Raw genomic sequence first — 24,253 nt, 5'->3', positions numbered from 1 at the left:
GTTTATGCAATAGTAACAACCCGAATACCCGAACTTTGAGAAAATAAGCAAAAAAATCAAAGCCTACCAAAGCAAGGTTCGGCACCACTGGTTCTAAAGCAATAGGAGACATGCAATGAACCCTGCACACGATTGCGTGCTGAGTCGTCTTGACCAAGGCGTACTACACCTGACCCTAAACAGGCCAGAAAAGCTAAATTCCTTTAACACCGAGATGCATTTGGCCTTGCGCGCCGAACTAGAACGCGCCAGCCAAGATCCTGAAGTACGTGCTGTGCTGTTGACTGGTGCGGGCCGCGGATTTTGTGCCGGACAGGACTTGGGTGATAGGGATCCACGTAAAGCAGGAGCTGCACCTGATCTAGGGCTGACGATTGAACAGTTCTACAACCCGTTGATTCGTCAAATTCGTGCGTTGGAAAAACCCGTAATTTGCGCAGTGAACGGTGTAGCAGCGGGTGCTGGTGCCAATATCGCACTGGTATGTGACATCGTTTTGGCTGCACGTTCGGCCAAGTTCATCCAAGCGTTTTCCAAGATTGGTTTGGTGCCAGATTCGGGCGGCACATGGAGCTTACCTAACCTTATTGGTGAGGCTCGTGCCAAAGCCTTGGCACTGACTGCAGCCCCGGTGACGGCCACTACTGCCGCCGAATGGGGCATGATCTGGCAAGCCGTAGAAGACGACGAACTGCAAGACACAGCCACTAAACTGGCACGTCAACTGGCTCAGGGCCCAACATTTGGCCTAGGCTTAGTCAAACAAGCGATTCAAGCCGCCTCTGAAAACAGTCTGGATCAACAATTAGATCTAGAGCGTGACTTACAGCGCCGTGCAGGACGCAGCCACGATTACGCAGAAGGCGTGACCGCTTTCTTGGAAAAACGCGCACCTGAATTCAAGGGGAAATAAGATGAGCACAACGACTCTTTCCCCTCAAGCTTTGGCACAAGCCTGTGCGGATGCCATGTGGGTGGACGATCACGCCACCAAACATCTGAACATGGAATTGCTTAATGTGGATGCAGGCACTGCTTCCATCCGCATGCGTATTGCGCAGCACATGCTAAACGGCCACGGCACTTGCCACGGCGGCTACATGTTTACTCTGGCGGATTCCTGCTTTGCTTTCGCCTGCAATACCTATAACCAACGAACAGTGGCCCAACAATGCTCTATTAGCTACTTGGCTCCTGCATTCGAACACGACGAACTCACGGCTACTGCACGTGAAGTCAGCCGAATTGGTCGCAGCGGTATCTACGATATTAGTCTTCACAACCAACGTGGAGAACACATCGCAGAATTCCGCGGCCTTTCGCGCACCATCAAAGGTTCATTATTGCCTGATAGCCAGCCCTAAGAGGCACGGCTTACACAAAGAAATAGAGAAGTAGAGGACACAAAACCATGGAACCTATCATTCCTAACAAAGCTGATCTGGACCCCATCGTACTGGCTTCGCGTGATGAAATTTCCGCACTGCAGTTGGAGCGCATGAAATGGTCGCTCACACACGCCTACGAAAACTCCCCTTTCTATAAAGCGCGTTTCGACGAAGCTGGCGTACACCCTTCAGATCTGAAAACCTTGGCAGACTTGGCCAAGTTCCCTTTCACCTGCAAAGATGATCTGCGCAAATCCTACCCATTCGGTATGTTCGCGGTACCACGTGAAAAGCTGGCTCGTATTCACGCCTCTTCAGGTACTACAGGTAAACCTACCGTTGTAGGCTACACCCGCAATGACATCGACACATGGGCCACATTGGTTGCCCGATGCATTCAGGCCGCTGGCGGTAGACCTGGTGACATCATGCACAACGCCTACGGTTATGGCCTGTTCACAGGCGGATTGGGTGCTCACTATGGCGCAGAAAAACTGGGTTGTACGGTAGTACCTATTTCTGGCGGTATGACTGAGCGTCAAGTATCCCTGATTAACGATTTCAAACCTCGTATCATCATGGTGACTCCGTCCTACATGCTGTCCATTTTGGACGAGTTCCACCGCCAAGGCTTGGATCCACGTGAGTGTTCGCTGGAAGTCGGTATTTTCGGTGCCGAGCCATGGACCAACGCCATGCGCCTGGAAATAGAACAAGCCTTCGATATGCACGCTGTGGATATCTATGGCTTGTCTGAAGTGATGGGCCCAGGTGTGGCGAACGAGTGCGTGGAAACCAAAGACGGTCTGCACATTTGGGAAGATCACTTCTACCCAGAAATCATCGATCCAGAAACAGGCGAAGTGCTGCCTGACGGTGAAGAAGGTGAACTGGTATTCACCACCCTGACCAAAGAAGGCTTGCCTATCATTCGTTACCGGACTCGTGATTTGACCCGTTTGCTGCCAGGTACTGCTCGTAGCATGCGACGTATGGCCAAAGTCACTGGTCGCAGTGATGACATGATCATTTTGCGTGGCGTAAACGTGTTCCCCACACAGATTGAAGAGCAAATTCTGAAATGCAGCGGCTTGGCTGCCCACTTCAAAATTGAACTGAACAAGTCTGGCCGTATGGACAACATGACCGTTCACGTTGAGTGTCAGCCTCAAGCTACCGATGAAGTCTCTCGCCAGCGTGCCGCCAAAGAACTGGCTCACCACATCAAGAGCATCATCGGCATTAGTACCCTCATCAACGTTGCCCAGCCTGGAACCTTACGTTCTGAAGGCAAAGCACAACGTATTGTGGACAACCGACCCAAGCAATAATTACCCCTTGTACATCAGCCTGTTACAGGCTGGTGTACAAGAATACGCTACACTGATAGTTTTACTTTCACAGGAAAAATATGGCTCGCTCACGCGCAGCTGACTTTGAAGAAAAGCAGTTGCACATCTTAACCAATGCTGCTGCCGTTTTTGCAGAGCTAGGCATGGAAAAAGCCTCCATGTCACAAGTTGCTGCTCGCAGCCAAGTTTCCAAGGCTTTGCTGTACCACTACTACCCCAGCAAAACTGCCTTAATTTTTGACATCATCCGTAGTCACCTTGAAGAACTGGATGACGCGCTAGAAATTGTTGCCGAAGAAAGCAAGAACGATCCTGCTGAAGTACGCCTGCGTAAATTGGTGCGCCAAATTCTAGAATGTTATCGTGACGCCGATGACAAACACTTGGTACAGCTGAATTGCCAGCGTTCGCTTCCAGAGGAAGAAACGCATGAAATTAACATGCTGGAACGCAAGATTGTGGTGCAAATCGCCGACACGATCCGCGCAATCAACCCCGACATCAATGCCGAACGCCCGCTACTGAAGCCGGTCACCATGTCATTGTTTGGGATGTTGAACTGGGTCTATATGTGGTTTAGGCCTGATGGCCCTATCAGCCGCGAAGAGTACGCTGATCTCGCCACCACGTTGATTTTGGAAGGTCTGAAAAATATACGGTAAGCAAAACGGCTTACCGTTCTTCTTTTAGCCCCTGCCATTCTGGCCCGGGGACATCAATATCTAACATGGCTAACACTCGCTGCACCGAGTGATCGACTAGCTCATCAATATTCTGTGGTTTGAAATAAAACGCCGGTAAGGGTGGGAAAATAATACCCCCCATTTCCGTCACCGCAGTCATATTGCGCAAGTGCGCCAAGTTAAACGGTGTTTCCCTGACCATCAACACTAAGCGACGGCGCTCTTTCAGCACCACATCAGCGGCACGGGTAATCAGGTTATCGGCTAAGCCATGGGCTACTGAGCCCAAGGTGCGCATAGAACACGGCACGATAATCATACCGGCTGTTTTGAAGCTGCCGCTGGCGATGCTCGCACCCACTTCTTTATGGCTGTGCACCACGTCGGCCAGATCATACAACTGCTGGCGTGTCATGCCCAACTCATAATCTAGATTCAGTACAGCGGCGGGTGAAACCACCAAATGGCTTTCCACCCCCTCGCAGCGCTGCAACATTTGCAACAGGCGCACCGTATAAAGTGCTCCCGTTGCGCCTGTCATGGCAACAATAATACGTTGCCTTACGCCTGAGCTCATTCCAGAGCCCCAGCCTCACGCAGCATAGTTTCCAGTTCGCCGTTTTCAAACATTTCGGAAACGATATCGGAACCACCAACAAATTCACCGCCGATGTACAACTGGGGAATAGTAGGCCAGCTAGAGAAATCTTTGATGCCTTGACGTACTTCTTCATCGTCTAGCACGTTCACGGTGACTACTTGGTTCAAACCTACTGCACGCAAGATTTGCACAGTGCGAGCAGAGAAACCACACTGAGGAGCTTGTGCTGTACCTTTCATAAACAGCACAACTGGGTTTTCGGTCACGGTTTCACGGATAAAATCTTGAACTTCGCTCATGGTCTATACCACCTTAAAAATCGTTAATGCACCCGCCGGAGATGCGTTCAATTCCGGCTAGATCCTGTTTGCTGTGCACCGCCTTGAAACCGGCCTGCTGCAACATGTGACGTACCTGTACAGCTTGATCCCAACCATGCTCCATCCAAAGCTGCCCTGAAGGCAACAAAAATTGCGAAGCACCGTTAATAATAGTCTGTAAATCAGTCAAACCATCTGCCCCATCACTTAGCGCCATATCTGGCTCAAAGCGCACGTCACCCTCTGATAGATGGGGATCATTTGCCGCAATGTAAGGGGGGTTGGAAACAATTACATCAAAACCTTCAACGCCTTGCAGTGCATCGTACCAACTCCCTGCAAAAAATTCGACTTTTGCACACAAATCGTGGGAGTTTTTAGTCGCTATCTGTAAGGCATCAGCACTGAAATCCGTCGCCACCACCTGCGCATCAGGCCTAGCCAACGCAATGGAAATCGCCACAATGCCGCTGCCTGTGCCTAAATCTAACACGCGCGGTTGTGACTTGCCTTCTAGGCAGCTCAACGCATGCTCTACCAATGTTTCAGTATCGGGGCGCGGAATCAACACACTAGGCGACACACTAAAGCTGTGCCCCATAAACTCACGCCAGCCCACCAAATACGCCATTGGTGTGCCACCTAAACGCTCTTGCTCTAGCAGCGCATACGCTTGCACGGCAGCTTCTGGCAACTCGTCAGTATCGTGAGCGATCAACCATGCTCGGCTTACGCCCAACACATGCTCCCAAAGCATTTGCTGCTCTAATCGGGGAAGCCGTGAGGCGCGCTGCCAGGCGCGTACCGTATCCATTATGCGTTAGCCAAGGCCGCCAGCTGTTCAGCTTGGTGCTCAGCCAACAAGGCGTTGATCACTTCTTCCATATCGCCTTCCATGATGTAGCCCAGCTTGTACAGCGTCAGGTTGATACGGTGATCGGTCACACGGCCCTGTGGATAGTTATACGTACGAATACGCTCGGACCTATCGCCCGTACCCACCAACGAACGACGCTGATCAGATTCTTTTTGTTGTTGCTCGCGCAATTGCTGATCTTTCAGCCTTGCCGCCAACACTTGCATCGCTTTATCGCGGTTACGGTGCTGTGAACGGTCATCCTGACACTCAACCACTACGCCTGTGGGCAAGTGAGTAATACGCACAGCAGAGTCGGTTTTATTCACGTGCTGACCACCCGCACCACTGGCGCGGAAGGTGTCGATGCGCAAATCATTGCTGTTAATCACAATATCAGAGGCCTCATCGGCTTCTGGCATGATCGCAACGGTTGCCGTAGAAGTATGCACACGACCTTGAGCTTCGGTTTCAGGCACACGTTGTACTCGGTGCGCACCCGACTCAAACTTCAGTTGACCATACACACCATCGCCCTCAATACGAGCGATCACCTCTTTATAGCCACCCATTTCAGCATCGTGCGCAGAAATCATTTCCACGCGCCAGCCTTTTTGTTCAGCGAAGCGGCTGTACATACGCAGCAAATCACCTGCGAAAATGGCGCTTTCATCACCACCTGCACCCGCACGAATCTCTAAATAAATACCGCGACCATCATCAGGATCTTTAGGCAACAACAACAGTTGCAGCTCGTCTTCCAATGCCGCGATACCATCACGCGCAATACGGAACTCTTCTTCGCCCATTTCACGCATTTCAGGATCACGCATCATTTCTTGTGCGGTTTCCAGATCGCCCTCGGTGGCCACATAGCGATTAAAGGCTTCCACTACAGGTTCCAACTCGGAACGCTCGCGAGACAATTTACGGAAGCTGTCCATATCTGACGCGGTTTCTGGCTCAGATAACAGAGCATCCACTTCAATCAACCGGTGAGCCAACTGCTCCAACCGGGTACGCATAGAATCTTTCATAAGGCAGGGATAGTGTGTGAAAACGGTAGGGACCAAAGTGCGGGCCCGTGCAGAGTTGCCTGCTCACAGCCCAAGAATGAACGCAACCGAGCGTCGCTACCGGCGACGGTGCGAATCAGGCAATAAACGCGGCAGCATATCCAACAACTGTTCGCGTTGTGGACCTTCGCTGCGGTTCAATTCGGCCATAGGGCCGTGCAGGTACTTCTGTGTCAGGCTATGAGCCAGCCACTCCATCACCTCTTCAGGTGATTCACCGCGAGCCAACATGCGACGAGCACGATCCAGCTCAAGCTGGCGTAGCTGGTCGGCATTACGCTGTACATCAATCAACGTAGGCACGATTTCGCGGTTAGACAACCAGTGCATAAAGTTTTGCACTTGGGTATCAATAATTGCTTCGGCCTGAACTACAGCCGCTTTACGAGCATCGGTGCCTTGTTGCACCACACGACCTAAATCGTCTACTGAGTACAAGTACACATCAGACAGACGTGCGACTTCAGGTTCTATATCGCGAGGTACCGCCAAATCCACCATCACCATAGGACGGTGTTTACGGGCACGAATAGCCCGCTCTACCATCCCCAAACCAAGGATGGGCAAGGAACTTGCCGTACAGGATACGATGACGTCGTATTGATCTATATGGTCTGGCAAATCGGACAGTTTCATCATTTGGGCTGAAAAGCGATTCGCTAAGGATTCGGCTCGGTCCAAACTACGGTTGGCCACACACATGGATTTGGGGCTAGCCGCCGCAAAGTGTGTCGCACACAACTCAATCATTTCGCCAGCACCGATAAACAGTACTTTGCTGTCGCCTAAATTACCAAACACACGTTCAGCCAAACGTACCGCTGCTGCAGCCATCGACACTGAGTGCGCGCCAATTGCTGTTTGTGAACGTACTTCTTTAGCAACAGAGAACGTGCGCTGGAACAACTGGTGCAACAACGTGCCCAGTGCACCTGCTTCTTCGGCGGCTTTCACCGCGTCTTTCATCTGCCCCAAAATTTGGGGTTCGCCCAGCACCATGGAATCTAAGCCACTGGCCACGCGGAAGGCGTGACGCACGGCGCCATTTTGTTGGTAACGATAAAGATGAGGAACCAGCTCGCTGGATTTCAGGCTATTAAATTCAGCCATCCACTCAGGCAGACGCTCAACCACGTGTGGTTCCGCCGCACAGTAGATCTCTGTTCTATTACAGGTAGACAGAATGGCGGCTTCGCTAACGCTCTTTCCAAAGGCCGAGCGCAGGCCTTCCAGGGCGGGCCGAAGCACGTCCATAGGAAACGTCACTCGCTCACGCACAGCAACAGGTGCGGAGACGTAATTCAGACCAAAAGTAAGAACGTCCACTGACTTGAGCCACTAAGGATAATTTAGGTATGGAACATATTATAAGCGCCCGCCGCCCAGAACCCAAACCAGGGCCTTGTAAATGCCGCTTCCCTGAGGCAAATCAGGCTGCTATTAAAATTTTTGTTGCAGGGGGTTTACAAACCCAAACCACGTGCTATAATTATTTTCTTCGTGGCCTTGTAGCTCAGTCGGTAGAGCAGAGGATTGAAAATCCTTGTGTCGGTGGTTCGATTCCGCCCAAGGCCACCACGAATTAAAAAAGCCCAATCTTCGGATTGGGCTTTTTGCATTTCTGGCTGCTAAAACAAGCACACACCATACTATAGCTTGGCGCGCCCTTCTGCATTCTTCCCTGCCCTAGCCTTCTCTATAGGGCCTGAAACACCTCAGCATCTTTACGCTTGCTTGCTTTCTCTTCTGACGGTTTCAGCTACCATGTAACAAATCAAGTCACTTTATGTCGTTAAGGAGAGCAGGTTATGAATTTCCACGCAGATTGGACAAACACACTCACAGAACTAGGTCTGACTTCCGTTATCGCTGAACTGTCTAGCGAAGAAGGCATTGCACGCAACGGCAACCATGTTGTTGAAGTGCTGAAACGTAAGTTGGTTGAACTACGTAAAGTACCTAGCGAAGAACAAAGCAAAAGTCATAGCCACAATCTGCACGTACTGAGCGAAATTATTGATACCGTAGAAAAAACCATGCGCAAGCAAGGTAACTAATACCTACCGGTACTAGCAGCACGACTACGTGACGCGTCGAGCACCACGTAACAAAACAGCCCAAAGGCCACTAGGCTTTTGGGCTGTTTTGATCATGACGTATAAAAAGGCACAGGCGCTGCGCGTCCTCGGACTTACATATCCTCTTTACGTATAGGCAGCGGCTGGCCTGCCAAGGTTAAAGTGCGCTCAAGCAACTGCTCGTAAATAGGCCTACCGCCTAGGCCTGCAGCGACAACAGATGCGCTTAACGCCGCCAATAAGCTAGGCAAAGCCAAGCTATATGTACCTGTGAGCTCTATCACCAACACCACACCCACCAAGGGTGCACGAATGGTACTGGCAAACATACCCGCCATCCCAGCCACCGCAAAAGCAATAGTCGCATCAGGCGGCAAGGTCATCACTTCGCCTAACAAGGTCCCAAGGAATACACTCAAGGTGGCGGACAATGCCAAAATGGGCGCAAAAATACCTGCTGGCGCTCCAATGGAATAACTGGCGGTAGTCATAAAGAACCGCACCAATACCAGTAACCCCAGCAACCCTATACTAATAGAGTGATTGGCGACAAACACGGCCAAGTTTTCACCCCCGCCAGTTGCCTGTGGAAAACTTAATACCAGCGGCCCAATTAACAACCCCATCAATGTGGGTAACAAATACGGCGACACCGATAAGCTGATACGACGCGAGAGATCTAAACCCACCAAAATGGTGCGATTAAATACCACCCCCGCGCACCCTAGGATCATGCCCAGCACTACAAATACAGGCAACATGTACATGGGCATATCAACGCTAGACATTTGCATAAATGGTGTAGAGCCCGATACCAACATGGTCATGACCGCACTAGAACCACACGCAATCAATACCGCACAGTAAGCACGCACACTATAGGGGAACACATTGCGTGCTTCCTCGATCACAAATAGTGCTGATGCCAACGGCGCATTAAAGGCAGCAGTTAAACCTGCCGCTGCACCCGCACCCAGCAATGCTCTAGCCTCTTTGAAGCGCCGTCCCAATACCTGCGCGATGGATGCTCCCATATGGATAGTAGGCCCTTCTCTACCACCCACTAAGCCAGCGCCTAGCGCCATCAAGCCACCCACAAACTTCACTGGCAGCACACGTTGCCAGCGTACCGTACGCAGCCCCGCCATCGCGCCTTCAACTTCTTGCACACCTGAACCACTGGCTTCTGGTGCAAATTTACGCACCAAGGCGACCGCCCCACAGAACATTGCCGCACAAAACACAGCCATGCCCACGTACTGCCATATACCTTCCAGCCCTAGCCATTCAGGTAGTAGGTGCACTCGTTGTTGTGAATGCCCGACCAACATATGAAAAACCGAGCCCAACAAGCCCGTTAAAACACCAATCATTGCGGCGACAAAGTAGTACGCCAAGGTTTCTTTTTGCGTGGAAGTAGCTGTAGATTGCGTAGCCATATTGGGTAATGTCGGCCTTATTTCTCAGGATAAAAGCGGGGCAACCGCTCGACCACCTACGATGTGTAGTGTCAGAACAGCACCTTATTGACGAGGGTGAATCCTACATGCAGCAAATGGCGCTGATTGTTTAGGCTTGCGCACAAACCACACTATACCGCTATACGACGCTGTGTATAGGTTTGCAACGCACTATTCACATTCATTCAGATTTGCCCCGTTTCCTCCCCCCGCTTGCCATAGCCCTAAATAACACAGGGTTATTAATTGTCATATTTAAATATAATTAATGAAAATCATTATCATTTCAATTCAAAGAAAGGGGGAAGAAAGTGGCATCACGTCAATGCTACGCCATCTGGCTGGGTATCGCGGGTTTGGGCTGCGCACCACTACTACATGCCGAAGAGGATAAATCGGTACGTAGCCTAGAAGCCATTGAGGTTAAAGCAAACCATTTTTTAGAGTTGGCACCTGCTTATGGCGGCAACCATCTAGCCACAGGTGGCTCCATCGGTTTGCTAGGCAATCTGGATAATATGGAAACACCGTTCAGCACGGTGAACTACACCAGCGCCTATATAGAAGATCAACAAGGCCAAGAACTGCGCATTCTGATCAGTAAAAATGATCCGTCGGTACAAACACCCGGCTCAGGCGGCACAGCAGGTAAAGACACCATCTATATCCGTGGTTTCTCGGCAGGCGATGTATACCTAAACGGTATGCAAGGCCTTACCAGCGGCAGACGCGTGATGGCCATGGCCGAACGCTTAGAAGTACTCAAAGGGCCCTCAGCGCTGCTCTACGGCATGAACGCCAGTGGCGATGTGGGCGGTTCTATCAACATGGTGACCAAACGCGCCACCGTAGACCCCATCACCAACTTCACCGCCACCTATATGGCACCTTCCCAGTTTGGTGGCCATCTGGATTTGGGTAGACGTTTTGGTGAGAACAATGAATTTGGTCTACGCCTCAACACCGTCTTCAAAGATGGCGAAGGCATGGTGGATCATCGCAAAAACCGCGATAAATTCGTTTCATTAGGTGCCGACTATAACGGTGGTGCCTTCCGCCTAAAAACAGACTTCTACCATTTGGATGAATACATTAGCGGCGTCAATCGCGGTATTAGTTTGGCCAAAGACTTACAGAAAAACCCACTGCCTTCAGCACCTAAAGGGGATGTATTGCTGAGTGCGCCATGGGCATCGGCACAAATACGCGAAAACACCGCCATGGCGCGTGCTGAATACGATTTCAACGATCAGGTCAGCGCCTATGCCTCGGTAGGCTATAGCGAATCCAGCATGCACAACTACAACACCAAAGGTAGTGTGCTGCTGAACGACCAAGGTGATTTACGCCTTAAAGTGACCCGTCGTCATAACCAAAGCCGCAACGTGGCAGCCAACACTGGTTTGTTCTACGAATTTGATACAGCTGGGGTGAAACACAACCTCAGCATGGGCGTAGATTGGTACCGTCAAAACAGCCGTATGTCGAATACCGCACTAAAAGGCTGGACGGCGGATATCAACATCTACGACCCTGTATATCCAGAGCGCCCTAACTTCGCACAAGCGCCCTTAGGCCCTGCCACCATTACCGAGCTGTACAGTTTTGGTCTAGCCGATACGCTGTCGTTCGCTGACGATCGCTTTAGACTGATTTTGGGTTTGCGTCACCAAACTGTTAAAACCCACAACCGTTCTTCTGGCGTGCGCTACGACAAAAGTGCACTTACCCCCGCCATTGCTGGTGTATGGCGCTTAGACGAAGACTGGATGGTTTACGCCAACTACATTGAAGGCCTCACCAAAGGCACGCAAGTGGGTGACGACTATTCTAACGATGGCGAAATCTTCCCACCACAGCGCACCAAACAGCATGAAATTGGCTTGAAGTATGACTCTGGCGATTACGCCATTACGGCTGCGTTGTTCCAGATCACTCAACCCAACACCTATGAAGTACCTGGTCGCGCAGGTGAAAAACCTTCGCTTAGTTACGGTGGTGAACAACGCAACCGTGGTGCCGAAATTCAGGTGGTAGGCCAAGTGACGCCCGAATGGCGTCTGACGGGTGGTGTCGCATATTTGGATCCGCGCTATCACAAGACCAGCGACGAGGCCTCGCGCAACAACTACGTAACCAACCTATCTCGCTGGAGCGTGAAACTGGGTGCAGAATGGGAGCCCTCCTTCTTTGAAGGCTTCACACTCAGCGCCCACTTGTCGTCACAATCCAAGCAATATCTGGATAAATCCAACAGCTACTATGTGCCTGGCGTAACCACTTACGACGTAGGTGCCCGCTACCGCACATCCTTAGCAGGTAATCCACTGACCTTGCGCCTGAGCATTGAAAACCTGACCAACAAAGCCTATTGGGTAGCCCCACTAAGCCAAGGCCAAGGCTCACCACGCACCGTACTGTTATCGGCCACGATGAACTTCTAGGCCCGGTCAGTACCGCAGTTGTGTGTCTATGCTGCGATTTCCCCAAGCAGTGCTGCAGGTTCTGCTTGGGGATTTGGCATCACAACCTAGCCCCCTACCACCCTATACTCAGGCGCCAAGGTGTCATATAACGACGTCTTTAACTGTTCAATAAAGCGCTCTTGCAGCACTGAAGGTGGGCGCTCTGAACTGGTGACCACCGAGTAGTGATTCACCACTATAGGATCAAACGGCACAAACACGACCCCATCGCCCCTGTAGAGCGTTGCGGTTAATGGGTCTACTAAGGCCACTCCCGCCCCCGCCGCCACCAACTCTATCAACGAGTACGAAATTTGCGACTCCAACCGCATTTCACGCTGAATACCATGCGCCGCAAACAAAGCATCAATCTGCAAACGTGTATCTAGCACATGAGGATGCGACAAAAAGGTTTCGCCTTTTAAATCCCACGGCCCTACCGTTGCCTGCTGTGCAAGCCTATGCCCTACTGGCAGCACACAAACCATACGCCCCGACAAAATACGTTCGCCATAGGTACCTGACTGACGCATTGATAGCATGACCACCGCAATATCACACATGCCACTCAACACCATATTCAGTGATGTTTCTGAGCCGTGCATGTGCAAGGTTAACCGCGCACCGGGGTACTGAGCACTAAAGCCAGCCATCATTTTTGGCAAAAAAGACAGCGCTAATGCTGGTGCCGCAGCGATCTGCAAATAGCCTTGGTGGCCGTCGCGCAACATCTCCACACTTTGCAAAATTCGATCCACACTGATCAAAGACCGTTGTACTTCCTCATACAAAATCAGCGCTTCTGCCGTTGGCTTGAGTCTTCCTTGTTCTCTAACAAACAGTGAAAACCCTATATTTTCTTCTAAATCCCGAATCAACCGCGTCACTACGGGTTGCGAGACATTTAGCACCAAAGCCGCAGCAGTCACGGTTTTAGCCTGCATTACAGCCCTAAAACCTTCTAGTAATCGTAAGGTTATTTTTCCAGTCATAGCAAAAAGACATACAAGGTCTATAAATAAGCATTGGTCACACTAAAATTTCATTAATACTATAAATTAAAACAATGAAATATATAGCTCTAGATCACCATTAGCCCGTTTTCTGACTTATGACATTACCCTATAGGAGATACCATGCTTAGAACCTCCGTTCTCTTTGCTGCTGTATTAACCGCTTTCTCAACCAATTTGGTTGCACAAGAAGTTCTTAACGTCGGCGCCTATGGTGGCTCCACTGAAACGCTGTTCAAAGACAAAATCATTCCAAACTTTGAAAAAGCGCATAACGTCAAAGTCATGTACGTCGCGGGTAACTCCACCGACACACTGGCTAAATTGGTAGCACAGAAAAACCGCCCAGAATTTGATGTGGCCCTGCTGGATGATGGCCCGTTGGCACAAGCTAACCAGTTTGGTCTCTGTAGCAGCATCGAACCCTCTCCGGTTTACGACGATTTGTACCCACTGGCCAAAATTTCTGACACCAGCATGGCAATTGGCGTAGTCGCGACCGGTTTGTTCTACAACACCGAAGCCTTTGCCCAAGCCGGCCTGCCTGCTCCTACGTCATGGGAAGATCTGACCAAAACAGAGTTCAAAGACAAAGTCGTCATCCCACCGATCTCTAACGGCTACGGTCTGCAAACACTGATCAAGTTCGCCAAACTGCGTGGTGGTGGCGAAAGCAATATAGACCCTGGTTTTGAAGCCATCATCGATCAAGTTGGCCCTAACGTACTGGCATGGGAACCCTCCCCAGGCAAGATGACTGAACTGTTCCAGAACGGCGATGCCATTCTTGGCGTATGGGGTAGCGGTCGTGTGGAAGCACTAAAAGAAACAGGCTTTCCTGTTGAGTTCGTGTACCCACAAGAAGGCACGATGGTATTGCTGACTGGTGTATGTCCTGTTGCTGGCCGCGCTGAAAACAACCCTGTTGCACAAGCCTTTATCCAATACTTGGTCAGCCCAGAAATTCAAGCTTTGCTGGCTGATGGCCAAGCATGGGGTCCTGTAAATAGCAAAACTGAACTGGCACCAGAAGTGGCCGCCAAAGTGCCTTACGGTGAAGAACAGATTGCTGCTCTGGAAACCGTAGATTGGACCATCATCAACAAAGAACGCGCCCAGTGGACTAACCGCTGGAACCGTACAGTAGAGCGTTAATTTTGAGTCACGTGCCGGCTTGACTCCCAAGTCGGCACTTTTGTCTTCTTTGCACAGTTCCGGTACACCATGAGCTTCATCAAGATCCAAAACCTTAGAAAGACCTTTGGCGATTTTCAGGCCGTAAAAGATTTAAGCCTGAACATTGAAAAAGGTGAATTCATTTCTTTGCTTGGCCCCTCTGGCTGCGGCAAGACCACGACCCTACAGATGATCGCTGGTTTTCTCTCCCCTACCTCGGGCAGTGTCAGCGTCAACGGCAAAGACATCACTGGTATGCGTCCAGAAGCTCGCGGCATGGGGATTGTGTTTCAAAGCTACGCCCTGTTCCCCCACATGACAGTGGCCGAGAACGTGGGCTTTGGTTTAGAAATGCGCGGCGTACCTAAGTCTGAGCGCCAATCACGTATCGAAGAAACCCTGTCACTGGTACGACTGGATGGTCTGGGTAAACGTTACCCAGCTGAAATGTCGGGTGGTCAGCGTCAACGTGTCGCTATTGCACGTGCCTTGGCGATCAAACCAGAAGTACTACTGTTGGACGAACCTATGTCCAACTTGGATGCAAAACTGCGTGAAGAAATGCACGTAGAACTGCGCATGATCCAACGTCGCTTAGGCATTACTACCATCTTAGTTACGCACGATCAGGTAGAAGCCATGACCATGAGCGATCGCATCGCCGTCATGCACGGTGGCCGTATTGTGCAGTTGGCCACCCCCTACGAAGCGTATGAACACCCCGTATCACGCTTTGCTTCTGGCTTTTTAGGTAAAACCAACTCGTTTGATGGCCTCATCGTTAAGCAAGATGACACCCATCATCACGTACAGATTCACCCTGACTACACCGTAGCCATTGCTCGTACTCACGATTTCACCTGTAAAAAAGTACAGGTCAACATCCGCCCTGAAAAAATCCGTTTAGACAGCACACAAGGCCAAGGCTTGGCTGGTACCGTTACCACCCGTCTGTTCTTGGGTGCGAACTGGATGCTAGATGTGGACACTGCACTGGGCACACTACGCGTCAGTGTTCCTAACAAAAACGCTTATGCCCCAGAAGAAGGCACCCAAGTGTCGGTTCTGTGGGAAGACAGCGATCTGCGTCTGGTAGAAGCAGGAGACGAGGCATGACCACGGCATCGCAATCTCGTAGCGCGCCTTGGCTGTTATCTGCTCCGGGTCTAGCGGTTTTCCTGACCATGCTGCTGGTCCCTCTAGGCCTGACAGCCGTATTGTCGTTTAGAGTTTTTGACGGCATGTTTGGAGTGCAAGACACTCTGACGTTGGCCAACTATCTGGAAGTATTTGGCGACCCCTACTATCACGAAATTTTCATGCGTACGGGACTAATGTCCTTAGGCGTGACCTTTATCTGTATTTTGATTGGGGTACCCGAAACGCTGATCTTGTCGCGTATGCGCAGACCATGGCGCGGGCTGTTTCTGGTACTGATTCTGGCTCCGCTGCTGATTTCTGTGGTGGTGCGTACCTTGGGCTGGTCCATTTTGCTGGGCAATAATGGTCTGATTAACCAAATCCTCATGGCCTTAGGCATTGTGGATGAGCCCCTACGCTTGGTCTTTACCATGAGCGGTGTGGTCATTGCCATGACCCACGTGATGGTGCCCTTTATGGTGATTTCCATCTGGGCATCGCTGCAAAAACTAGACCCTCAGGTGGAAAATGCCGGCTTGTCGCTGGGAGCTTCGCCTGCCACCGTGACACGTCGCGTGATTCTGCCGCAAATTTTGCCGGGTATCTTATCGGGCAGCATCATCGTCTTCGCCATGTCTGCATCTGCTTTTGCTACGCCAGCCTTGTTGGGTGGCCGTCGCCTAAAAGTCGTTGCCACAGCCGCATACGATGAGTTCCTCAGCACGTTGAATTGGCCGTTGGGCGCTACCATCGCCATCGTTCTGCTGATTGCCAACATCATCATCATTCTGGGCGCCAACCGCTTGATTGAACGCCGCTTCAAACAAGTCTTCAGTTCCTAAGGAAGAATCATGAGAAAAAACTCTTGGCTCGCCCTGATCTACCACGCGTTGTTCACGCTGTTTATCCTGGCCCCTCTACTGATTGTTATCGCCGTTTCGTTCACCGATAAAGGCTATATTTCACTGCCTACAGACGGTTTGTCACTGCGCTGGTTCTACGCCATTTTTGAAGCCCGTGAAATTGTGTCGGCCTTCTGGCTCTCGCTGGGTATTGGCTTGGTTTCTGCCACCATCGCGATTGTGTTAGCGATTCCTGCCGCCTTGGCTTTGGTCCGCTACAACTTTACCGGACGTGGTGTCGTAACAGCTTTCTTCATGTCCCCCTTGATGATTCCCCAAGTGGTATTGGGGGTCGCCTTCCTGCGCTTTTTCAACGTAGTAGGTATCAGCGGTTCGTTTATCTGGCTGGCCTTCACCCACGTGATTGTAGTGATGCCTTACGCCCTGCGTTTGGTACTGTCTGCCGCTACGGGCATGGGTAACGATGCTGAAAATGCAGCCATGTCATTAGGTGCATCGCGCTGGACTACGTTCCGACGCATCACTATTCCCCTGATTCTGCCGGGAGTAGTAGGTGGCTGGATGCTGGCATTCATACAAAGTTTCGATGAGTTGACGATGACCATCTTCGTGGCTACGCCAGGTACTACTACCTTGCCTGTGGCCATGTATAACCAGATTACCCACACCATTGATCCACTGGTGACCTCCGTATCCACCGTACTCATTGTGGGCACGTTAATTCTGATGGTCCTGCTGGATAGGATTGTTGGCCTGGATCAAGTACTCATCGGTAAAAACTCTAGCAGGTAAGTAAACGTGCACACATCAGATATCGTAGTTGTAGGCGCCGGATTGGTAGGTAGCGCCCTAGCCTGGGGGCTTTCCCGGCTAGACCAAAAAGTCACTATTTTGGATGAAGGTGATCAAACCCTTAGAGCATCGCGCGGCAATTTTGGCCTTGTATGGGTACAAGGCAAAGGCGCTGGCTTGTCAGACTATGCACGCTGGAGCTTGCGCTCTGCTACACAATGGCCTGAATTAGCGCGTGCCTTAGCCGCCCAAACAGGCGTAGACGTCGCCTTGCAGCAAAAAGGTGGGCTAAGCCTTGCCCTTAGCGAAGACGACCTACAAAGCAAAGTAAAAAACCTAGAGTGGTTACGTGGTGAGGTGGGGGCTCCCTATGACTTTGAGGTTCTGGATAACAAAGCCCTTAAAGAGTTAGTACCCAGTATTGGCCCCACCATTCCAGGGGCTACCTACTCCCCTATGGATGGGCATGTAAACCCCTTAAAGCTGTTCTTGGCGCTGCACCGTGCCATGCACCATCAAGGCGTGTCTCTGCATAGCAATGCAGCCGTAGAGCGTATTGAACGCAAAGACGGTTTATTCATTTGCCATACCGCTGCAGGCAGGTTTGCCGCGAAGAAAGTCGTGTTGGCCGCCGGTTTAGCAAATAAAAAACTGGCACAGCAAGTAGACATACATGCGCCCGTAGAACCTAATCGCGGACAAGTGCTGATTACCGAACGCCTACCGGCCTTCTTAAACTTCCCCACTAACTATGTGCGCCAAACGGATGAAGGCACCGTGCAACTGGGCGATTCACTAGAAGACGTGGGCTACAACGACGGCACCACTACCCCTGTGCTGCAAAACATTGCACAGCGCGCAGTGCGTTGCTTCCCCGTATTGGCAAACACCCGTGTTGTACGCTCGTGGGCTGCTCTGCGCATCATGAGCCCCGACGGGTTCCCTATCTACCAAGAATCCAGCAGTATGCCTGGCGCCTTTCTGGTCACCTGCCACAGCGGTGTCACGCTGGCCGCTAACCATGCACTCACTATTGCGCCGTGGATTGCAGGCGACCAAAAACCTGAAGCCATTCAGGCCTTCACGGCCAACCGTTTTCATGCAGCACGCACCAGCCCGCTGGGAGAAGAACATGCTCACTAAAGCTTTATTTAGAAAACTGCCCCTTGCCACAGATAACAACGCTCCCTCCGTCAGCATTGTGGTGAATGGCACCCCGCACAGTGTGGCCAACGACCTGTCGGTTGCCGCCGCACTACTCACGCTGGGCCCCGCAGCCATTCGACGCAACCTTGCTGACAACAGCGCGCGCGGCCCCTACTGCATGATGGGCGTCTGCTTTGAATGTCTGGTTGAAATTGATGATGTACCTAATGTGCAGTCCTGTATGGTCCAGGTGGCTGAAGGAATGCGTATCAACACTGTAAATGCGACGGAAACCTGTCATGACTGAACTGACTGCTAATCCACAACACGCTAAAGCGCCCTCCCTGCATGTGCCGGTGGTAATTATTGGTTCCGGCCCAGCGGGGTTATCCGCTGCCAGTGAATGTGCGCAACACGGTATCAAAACCTTATTGCTAGACGAGCAAAACAGTATGGGCGGGCAAATCTACCGTTCCATTACGCGCACGACTGCCGAGCGCCAAGCTATTTTGGGGCCTGACTATGCCGCGGGCGCTGCTATTGCAAAAGCCGCGCAACACCCCTTAATTGATTACTCGCCAGACAGCACAGTCTGGCAGGTAAACCGCGACCGCCAAGTCAGCTACAAAAAAGACGGTAAAAGTATCACCGTGCAAGCTGACCACGTCATTTTGGCCACAGGCGCAATGGAACGACCTTTCCCTGTATCCGGCTGGACCACACCTGGTGTACTCAGCGGTGGTGGTGCTCAAATCCTACTGAAAAGTGCAGGTGTAGTACCTAACGGCCCCGTTGTATTAGCAGGTTGCGGCCCACTGCTGTATTTGTTGGCCTACCAATACCTACAAGCTAATGTCGCCATTACTGCCATCGTAGACACCAGCCGTCGCGCTGATATTAAAGCTGCCTTGCCACACTTGTTCCCAGCCTTACGCGCGTTTAACTACCTGCGCAAAGGGCTGAACATGATCAATGCCATCAAGAAAGCCAATATCCCCGTTTATAAAGGCTGTACAGACATCGCCATCCAAGGCGAAGAAACCGTAAACAGTATTCGCTTCACTAGCCAAGGCAACTCCCACACCCTTAAAACCGATGTAGTACTGCTGCATCAAGGTGTAATCCCTAACACCCAAATCAGTTGGTCGCTGCGTGCCGAACACGAGTGGAATAGCGAGCAGTTGTGCTGGACACCGGTTACCTCTGATTGGGGTGCCTTGGACGTGCCCGGCATTTACACCGCAGGTGATGGCGCTGGCATTGGCGGTGCTGTGGTTGCCGCCCTGCAAGGTAAGCTTACTGCACTAGAAGTGTGCCAACAGCTAGGCAAATTAGACAAAGCAAAACGTGACACCTTAGCGGCACCGTTACGCAATGACCTGCGTCGCAACCTTGCCATACGTCCCTTTATTGATGCGCTATACGAGCCTAAAAAAGCCAACCGTATTCCTACCGGTGACACCTTGGTATGCCGCTGCGAAGCCGTAAGCGCCGCCGACATCAACTCATATGTAGAACACGGTTGCGTAGGCCCCAACCAAGCTAAAGCCTTTGGCCGTTGTGGTATGGGCCCCTGCCAAGGCCGCCAATGCGGCACTACCGTAACTGAGCTAATTGCCGACAAACTGCAACGCAACGCCGGTGACGTGGGTTACTACCGCATACGTCCACCTATTAAACCCATTACTCTGGCTGAGTTAGCGGGCAATGAATAACTCTGACCACACGCACTGCGATGTCGTGGTGATAGGCGGTGGCCTGCAAGGCTTGTCCTCTGCCTATCATTTGGCCAAACGCGGGTTATCCGTAACCCTGCTGGAAGCCGAATACTGTGGACGCCACGCCTCTGGTGTCAATGCCGGTGGCGTGCGGAGTCTAGGTAGACACGTCGCTGAAATCCCCATTTCACTGATGGCCTTGGACAACTACTGGCACCGTATGCCCGAGGTAGTCGGTCACGACTGTGGTTTTGTAGGCAGCGGCCAATTACAGCTGGCTGAAAACGAAGCAGAAATGCAGGTAGCAGCTGAACGCGTCGCCTTACTAAACAGCTTAGGGTTTCATCACGAAGAAGTGATTGATGCCGCCTATGTACGCAAGCTAGTGCCTAGCATCAGCCCCCATGTACACGGCGGTATCTGGGCCAAACGTGACGGTTATGCGCTACCTTTCCAAACGGTAGTTGCCTTCAAGCACAGTGCCAGCCAACTAGGTGCTCGTATTCATGAACAATCACCCGTGCTGAAGGTAGAACCCCATGGTGCAGATTGGGTAGTACATACAGCCACTCAAGAGTTTCGCTGTGGCCATATTGTGAACACGGCAGGCGCTTGGGCCAATGGTTTTGCCCGCCAACTAGGCGAAGAAACACCCGCTAAAACCAACGGTTTGATGCTAATGGTGACCCAACGCGTGGCCCCTTTCGTTCGCCCCACCTTAGGCGCATTAGGCCGACCATTGTCGTTCAAGCAATTTGATAACGGCACCGTAGTCATTGGCGGTAGCTTAATGTGTGACGCTGATGAGGTCGCACGCTGTGCAGATGCTAACGCCGCTGCCCTGTATAAAAGCGCGCAAACCGTCACCGATTTATTTCCCCATTTACAGCATGTCGCTATTAACCGCGTCTGGGCAGGTGTAGAGGCATTTATGCCTGACAGTATCCCTGTTATCAGCCCCAGCTCTACGGTACAAGGCGTAACCCATGCTTTCGGCTTTTCTGCTCACGGCTTCCAGCTAAGCCCCGCGATTGGACGTTTAGTGTCCGAATTGGTCTGTGATGGCCGCGCTTCGCTGGATCTCCGTGCTTTTTCCATCACCCGCTTCCAAGAAAGCGGGGAACACTCTTCTTAATTTATAGGAAATCCCATGAGCGATATTCAACGCATTGATAGTAACGAACGCCTGAGCCGCATTGTGATTCACGGTGGTGTAGCCCACGTTGCTGGTGTGACCGCTTCTGATCGTAGCGGCGATATTGGTGCACAAACACGTGAAGTGCTGCAAAAAATTGACGGCTTCCTGGCACAAGCTGGTACCGACAAATCCCGTCTGCTGAACGTGCAAATCTGGTTGAAAGACATTGACCGCGATTTCGCTGGCATGAACGTAGTCTGGGGTGAGTGGGCTGACAAAGCCAACATGCCTACACGCGCTACCTGCGAAGCCAAATTGGCAGCTCCTGAACTGCTGGTAGAAATTATCGTTTCTGCCGCAGTTTAAGACGCTTACGCCCTACGCCCTTTCTGCTCAGGAAAGGGCGTTTTTCTGTGCCCTGTAACGGTTATTCATTCCTGATACATTCGCACGCTAGCTCTCTTTTCTCCACACGCTACAATAAAGCTTTCTGACTTCTGCATGGGAAACCATCATGATGCCTGACACCGATTACGCGTCGTTGCTAGCTCAAGCCAAAGGTTTATTCGAGGGCGAGCACGACAAGATTGCCAATGCGGCTAACCTTAGCGCTCTGGTCTACAACGCCATTCCTGGCCTGAACTGGGTAGGCTTTTACTTCTTTGATGGCAAAGAGTTGGTGTTAGGACCGTTTCAAGGCAAACCCGCCTGTATACGCATTGCACTGAATAAAGGGGTATGCGGCACAGCAGCAGCCACTCGTCGCATTCAACGCGTAGACGATGTGCATACTTTCGACGGACACATTGCCTGTGATGCAGATTCCAACTCGGAACTGGTAGTTCCTTTAGTACGCAATGGCGAGTTGATAGGCGTTTGGGATGTAGACAGCCCGTTGTTGGCACGCTTCAACCCCGAAGACGAAGCAGGCATGCAAGCACTGTGCACGCTGTTTTTGGAATCGTACAAGTAATTACTGCAGGCCCTGCCAACGCTCTATGGACGGTTCTGCTACCGCCCAATGCCACTCACCTTGGTAATGGCAAATTGACGTGACGTAGGGCACTACCTGCTCTTCTGCGCCTTCCACCGTAAATAAAACCTCACGGCACCGTGCGAGCGCATTATCAATATCGCGCACCACTTCCAGTTGCCCTTTCTCGTTGCCATATGGAATGGTGTTAGACACTTCCCACGAAACGGTCTGTCCAATAGACAAACTACCTGCCAAGTTAGCCATGTAGTTTTGCTGGTCGTTCTGCCATTCGCGCAGCACGTATTTCACTAAAGCATCGGTAGCGGCTTGGAAGGTTACCCCTATACTAAAACCGATGGCAGGATTTGCAGTGATCGCACTACCAGCCACCCCAGTGATTGCCCCTACAGCACTACCAATATTGGATGATGCACACCCCGACAGACTCACTACCAGCGATCCTATACAGACTAGGCCACGCCATCCCATCATTGCAGTGAGCCCCACCGCGAGGTTGCGGGTTCCGCATTCGCCCAGCGCCACACCTTGCCGTCTTGGCAAATAGTGCTGACATAAAACTCTTGTTCACGCTCAGGTTCATCGGCCTCTACAGACACCACCGAGAACACCACCTCTTTGCATTGCAGCCCCATACCACCCATGAGCCTACTGACCGTCACTTGCCCGTAGGCATCTTCTTCAATGGGGATTTTATGGCTGACCTGCCATTCGGCTACCTCACCTACTTGCAAAGTGCTAGCAGCCAGTGCAATCGCATCTTGTTCTTCTGCTCGGGTAGTACGCTGCATGTATTGCACACCAGCGCGTGTCGCGGCTTGCACCCCTAAACCTATGCCCGTTGCAGCCGCAGCGTTATCCGTTATTCTGTCGGCAATGGCAACCCCCGCTATACCAGCGGCTGCACTACTACCTTCGGTCAACATGGAACTGCAACCAGACAGCAGCCACCCGGCTAAAACTAGCCACATGGCACGTGTAGTTTGACGTGTTACGCAGGCGTTTTTAATCCGGCGCATAACAGTTTTTCCACCCCGAGCGAAATAACAATCACCTGAGTGTAACGGACACGCTCCGTCTAGACGGTAAAAGAAAGTAAAGCTTTTAAAAGAAGCGAAGCTATCGCCGTTTTTTAATTATCTTCTTGCACAACAGGTACTTTCTCATCTGCCTGATTCATACGTTGAATCAGCGACGTAATATAGACCGTAAAAATAGGGAAAGTGGTCATGCCTATTACTGCCAAAGTGGTAGCTGATACTTTGCCTATAGGTGTTTGTGCAATGATATCGGAGCCAACCGTAGTCACCATCATGGCCGCCCACCATAAGACGTCGTAATAGTCTTTCACCTGTTTATTCACACCTACTTCGAAAATATAAAAGATCAGTGTCTGGGAATAAATCAGTGAGAAGAAAATCACAATATAGGAGATGAACAAACTGGTAATGCTATTGCGCACCACGATACGCGTCAGTACCACTAAGGCAGCGCCCCCTCGCAAAACGGGCACAAAGCGCAATAAATACGTCACCTCGTGCGAGAAATCTATAGAGAAATACTCAAAAATATACAGATACGGTATAGAGAGGAAAATCACTACAAAATAGCGCCAGAAGAACCGTCGCCTATTTTTCGCCAACAAGAAAAGGATAAGAAAATCCAGTAAGAAATACCCGCAGATCCAAAACTGTATGGTGAGGTAAATAGAACGCCCTTGAGACAGCTTATCCTCAAATGTTTCTATGGAAATACAGATAATCAACAGGATGGTCAAAATGATAGTGACCACATTTAAGGCCTTCTCTACATCGCTTTGCCAATTTCTTTTCTGATCGTTGTTCGATGACATACAAACACCACATTGGGATTAATTCCACGGCGACTACCGTACCCTAGGTCCTTAACGAGGGATTGTCGCCAAGCATACACGACAAAAGGCTCACCACCTTACAAAAAACCTCATTTCTAGACAGCGACGTTTCCCTCGCTCT

26 protein-coding genes and 1 tRNA gene are annotated in these 24,253 nt (G+C 51.1%); 17 read left to right on the top strand and 10 right to left on the bottom strand.

Features of this window, described 5'->3' with window-relative positions; genetic code table 11:
- Positions 1–115: 115 nt before the first annotated feature.
- From paaG to AC3QL0_RS01340, 4 genes are all read left to right on the top strand, one after another.
- Complete coding sequence (gene paaG / locus AC3QL0_RS01355) at positions 116–913, top strand: 2-(1,2-epoxy-1,2-dihydrophenyl)acetyl-CoA isomerase PaaG (protein WP_493009731.1); 798 nt, start codon at positions 116–118, stop codon at positions 911–913.
- 1 nt (position 914) lies between these two features.
- Entirely contained in the window at positions 915–1,364 is a 450-nt protein-coding gene (gene paaI / locus AC3QL0_RS01350; protein ID WP_493009730.1) for a hydroxyphenylacetyl-CoA thioesterase PaaI, read from the top strand.
- A gap of 47 nt (positions 1,365–1,411) precedes the next feature.
- Complete coding sequence (gene paaK, locus AC3QL0_RS01345) at positions 1,412–2,719, top strand: phenylacetate--CoA ligase PaaK (RefSeq protein WP_493009729.1); 1,308 nt, start codon at positions 1,412–1,414, stop codon at positions 2,717–2,719.
- Positions 2,720–2,799: 80 nt separating this feature from the next.
- Positions 2,800–3,402: a TetR/AcrR family transcriptional regulator gene (locus tag AC3QL0_RS01340; protein WP_135864387.1), complete on the top strand. Its 603-nt coding sequence runs from the start codon at positions 2,800–2,802 to the stop codon at positions 3,400–3,402.
- Positions 3,403–3,412: 10 nt separating this feature from the next.
- Here AC3QL0_RS01340 and AC3QL0_RS01335 read toward each other — a convergent pair whose 3' ends face one another.
- The 5 genes from AC3QL0_RS01335 to hemA form a co-directional block, all read right to left on the bottom strand.
- The gene (locus AC3QL0_RS01335; RefSeq protein WP_493009728.1) at positions 3,413–4,000 is read right to left on the bottom strand and encodes a UbiX family flavin prenyltransferase; all 588 of its coding nucleotides are present in this window, start codon (positions 3,998–4,000) and stop codon (positions 3,413–3,415) included.
- Positions 3,997–4,323: a Grx4 family monothiol glutaredoxin gene (gene grxD, locus AC3QL0_RS01330; RefSeq protein ID WP_135864391.1), complete on the bottom strand. Its 327-nt coding sequence runs from the start codon at positions 4,321–4,323 to the stop codon at positions 3,997–3,999. The genes AC3QL0_RS01335 and grxD overlap by 4 nt, the downstream gene beginning before the upstream one ends.
- Before the next feature lie 13 nt (positions 4,324–4,336).
- Positions 4,337–5,158, bottom strand: a complete 822-nt coding sequence (gene prmC, locus AC3QL0_RS01325) for a peptide chain release factor N(5)-glutamine methyltransferase (RefSeq protein WP_493009727.1) — start codon at positions 5,156–5,158, stop codon at positions 4,337–4,339.
- Positions 5,158–6,237 (bottom strand): peptide chain release factor 1, encoded by a 1,080-nt coding sequence (gene prfA / locus AC3QL0_RS01320; protein WP_430221685.1) that lies wholly within the window; start codon positions 6,235–6,237, stop codon positions 5,158–5,160. The genes prmC and prfA overlap by 1 nt, the downstream gene beginning before the upstream one ends.
- 96 nt (positions 6,238–6,333) lie before the next feature.
- Positions 6,334–7,602 carry a glutamyl-tRNA reductase gene (gene hemA / locus AC3QL0_RS01315; RefSeq protein WP_493009726.1) on the bottom strand — a complete coding sequence of 423 codons (1,269 nt, stop codon included), beginning with the start codon at positions 7,600–7,602 and terminating at the stop codon, positions 6,334–6,336.
- A 176-nt stretch (positions 7,603–7,778) separates the two neighbouring features.
- Here hemA and AC3QL0_RS01310 point away from each other — a divergent pair.
- A tRNA-Phe gene (locus tag AC3QL0_RS01310) sits at positions 7,779–7,854 on the top strand.
- A gap of 230 nt (positions 7,855–8,084) precedes the next feature.
- On the top strand, positions 8,085–8,333 hold the full coding sequence (locus tag AC3QL0_RS01305; protein ID WP_493009725.1) for a hypothetical protein: 249 nt from the start codon (positions 8,085–8,087) through the stop codon (positions 8,331–8,333).
- Between the two features lie 134 nt (positions 8,334–8,467).
- Here the strand turns inward: AC3QL0_RS01305 and clcA are convergent, their stop codons facing one another.
- On the bottom strand, positions 8,468–9,793 hold the full coding sequence (clcA, locus tag AC3QL0_RS01300) for a H(+)/Cl(-) exchange transporter ClcA (RefSeq protein WP_493009724.1): 1,326 nt from the start codon (positions 9,791–9,793) through the stop codon (positions 8,468–8,470).
- Between the two features lie 332 nt (positions 9,794–10,125).
- Between clcA and AC3QL0_RS01295 the strand changes: the two genes are divergently transcribed.
- Entirely contained in the window at positions 10,126–12,258 is a 2,133-nt protein-coding gene (locus AC3QL0_RS01295) for a TonB-dependent receptor (RefSeq protein WP_493009723.1), read from the top strand.
- A gap of 86 nt (positions 12,259–12,344) precedes the next feature.
- On the opposite strand, the gene AC3QL0_RS01290 is transcribed toward AC3QL0_RS01295, so the two are convergent.
- The gene (locus tag AC3QL0_RS01290; RefSeq protein ID WP_493009722.1) at positions 12,345–13,271 is read right to left on the bottom strand and encodes a LysR substrate-binding domain-containing protein; all 927 of its coding nucleotides are present in this window, start codon (positions 13,269–13,271) and stop codon (positions 12,345–12,347) included.
- A 144-nt stretch (positions 13,272–13,415) separates the two neighbouring features.
- Here AC3QL0_RS01290 and AC3QL0_RS01285 point away from each other — a divergent pair, with 144 nt between their 5' ends.
- The 10 genes from AC3QL0_RS01285 (at position 13,416) to AC3QL0_RS01240 (ending at position 22,238) form a co-directional block, all read left to right on the top strand.
- Positions 13,416–14,447, top strand: a complete 1,032-nt coding sequence (locus tag AC3QL0_RS01285; protein ID WP_493009721.1) for an ABC transporter substrate-binding protein — start codon at positions 13,416–13,418, stop codon at positions 14,445–14,447.
- A 69-nt stretch (positions 14,448–14,516) separates the two neighbouring features.
- Positions 14,517–15,584, top strand: coding sequence for an ABC transporter ATP-binding protein (locus AC3QL0_RS01280; RefSeq protein WP_493009720.1), 1,068 nt, complete (start codon positions 14,517–14,519; stop codon positions 15,582–15,584).
- Complete coding sequence (locus AC3QL0_RS01275) at positions 15,581–16,450, top strand: ABC transporter permease (protein WP_493009719.1); 870 nt, start codon at positions 15,581–15,583, stop codon at positions 16,448–16,450. The genes AC3QL0_RS01280 and AC3QL0_RS01275 overlap by 4 nt, the downstream gene beginning before the upstream one ends.
- Positions 16,451–16,459: 9 nt before the next feature.
- Entirely contained in the window at positions 16,460–17,263 is an 804-nt protein-coding gene (locus AC3QL0_RS01270; RefSeq protein WP_135865995.1) for an ABC transporter permease, read from the top strand.
- 6 nt (positions 17,264–17,269) lie between these two features.
- Positions 17,270–18,406, top strand: coding sequence for an NAD(P)/FAD-dependent oxidoreductase (locus AC3QL0_RS01265; RefSeq protein ID WP_493009718.1), 1,137 nt, complete (start codon positions 17,270–17,272; stop codon positions 18,404–18,406).
- Positions 18,396–18,716 carry a (2Fe-2S)-binding protein gene (locus AC3QL0_RS01260; protein WP_493009717.1) on the top strand — a complete coding sequence of 107 codons (321 nt, stop codon included), beginning with the start codon at positions 18,396–18,398 and terminating at the stop codon, positions 18,714–18,716. The genes AC3QL0_RS01265 and AC3QL0_RS01260 overlap by 11 nt, the downstream gene beginning before the upstream one ends.
- Positions 18,709–20,124, top strand: coding sequence for an FAD-dependent oxidoreductase (locus AC3QL0_RS01255; RefSeq protein WP_493009716.1), 1,416 nt, complete (start codon positions 18,709–18,711; stop codon positions 20,122–20,124). Before AC3QL0_RS01260 ends, AC3QL0_RS01255 begins: the two co-directional genes overlap by 8 nt.
- Complete coding sequence (locus AC3QL0_RS01250) at positions 20,117–21,262, top strand: NAD(P)/FAD-dependent oxidoreductase (protein WP_493009715.1); 1,146 nt, start codon at positions 20,117–20,119, stop codon at positions 21,260–21,262. The genes AC3QL0_RS01255 and AC3QL0_RS01250 overlap by 8 nt, the downstream gene beginning before the upstream one ends.
- Before the next feature lie 15 nt (positions 21,263–21,277).
- Positions 21,278–21,631 carry a RidA family protein gene (locus tag AC3QL0_RS01245; protein ID WP_493009714.1) on the top strand — a complete coding sequence of 118 codons (354 nt, stop codon included), beginning with the start codon at positions 21,278–21,280 and terminating at the stop codon, positions 21,629–21,631.
- Between the two features lie 148 nt (positions 21,632–21,779).
- Positions 21,780–22,238, top strand: coding sequence for a GAF domain-containing protein (locus tag AC3QL0_RS01240; RefSeq protein ID WP_493009713.1), 459 nt, complete (start codon positions 21,780–21,782; stop codon positions 22,236–22,238).
- Here the strand turns inward: AC3QL0_RS01240 and AC3QL0_RS01235 are convergent, their stop codons facing one another.
- The 3 genes from AC3QL0_RS01235 to AC3QL0_RS01225 form a co-directional block, all read right to left on the bottom strand.
- Entirely contained in the window at positions 22,239–22,733 is a 495-nt protein-coding gene (locus AC3QL0_RS01235; RefSeq protein ID WP_493009712.1) for a hypothetical protein, read from the bottom strand.
- On the bottom strand, positions 22,730–23,278 hold the full coding sequence (locus AC3QL0_RS01230; protein WP_493009711.1) for a hypothetical protein: 549 nt from the start codon (positions 23,276–23,278) through the stop codon (positions 22,730–22,732). The genes AC3QL0_RS01235 and AC3QL0_RS01230 overlap by 4 nt, the downstream gene beginning before the upstream one ends.
- A 113-nt stretch (positions 23,279–23,391) precedes the next feature.
- On the bottom strand, positions 23,392–24,111 hold the full coding sequence (locus AC3QL0_RS01225) for an ion channel (protein ID WP_493009710.1): 720 nt from the start codon (positions 24,109–24,111) through the stop codon (positions 23,392–23,394).
- Positions 24,112–24,253 lie beyond the last annotated feature (142 nt).

It is taken from the genome of Paenalcaligenes sp. GW821-LYS-B07-1, from assembly GCF_058803365.1.
This window is presented reverse-complemented; position numbering and strand designations above follow the sequence as displayed.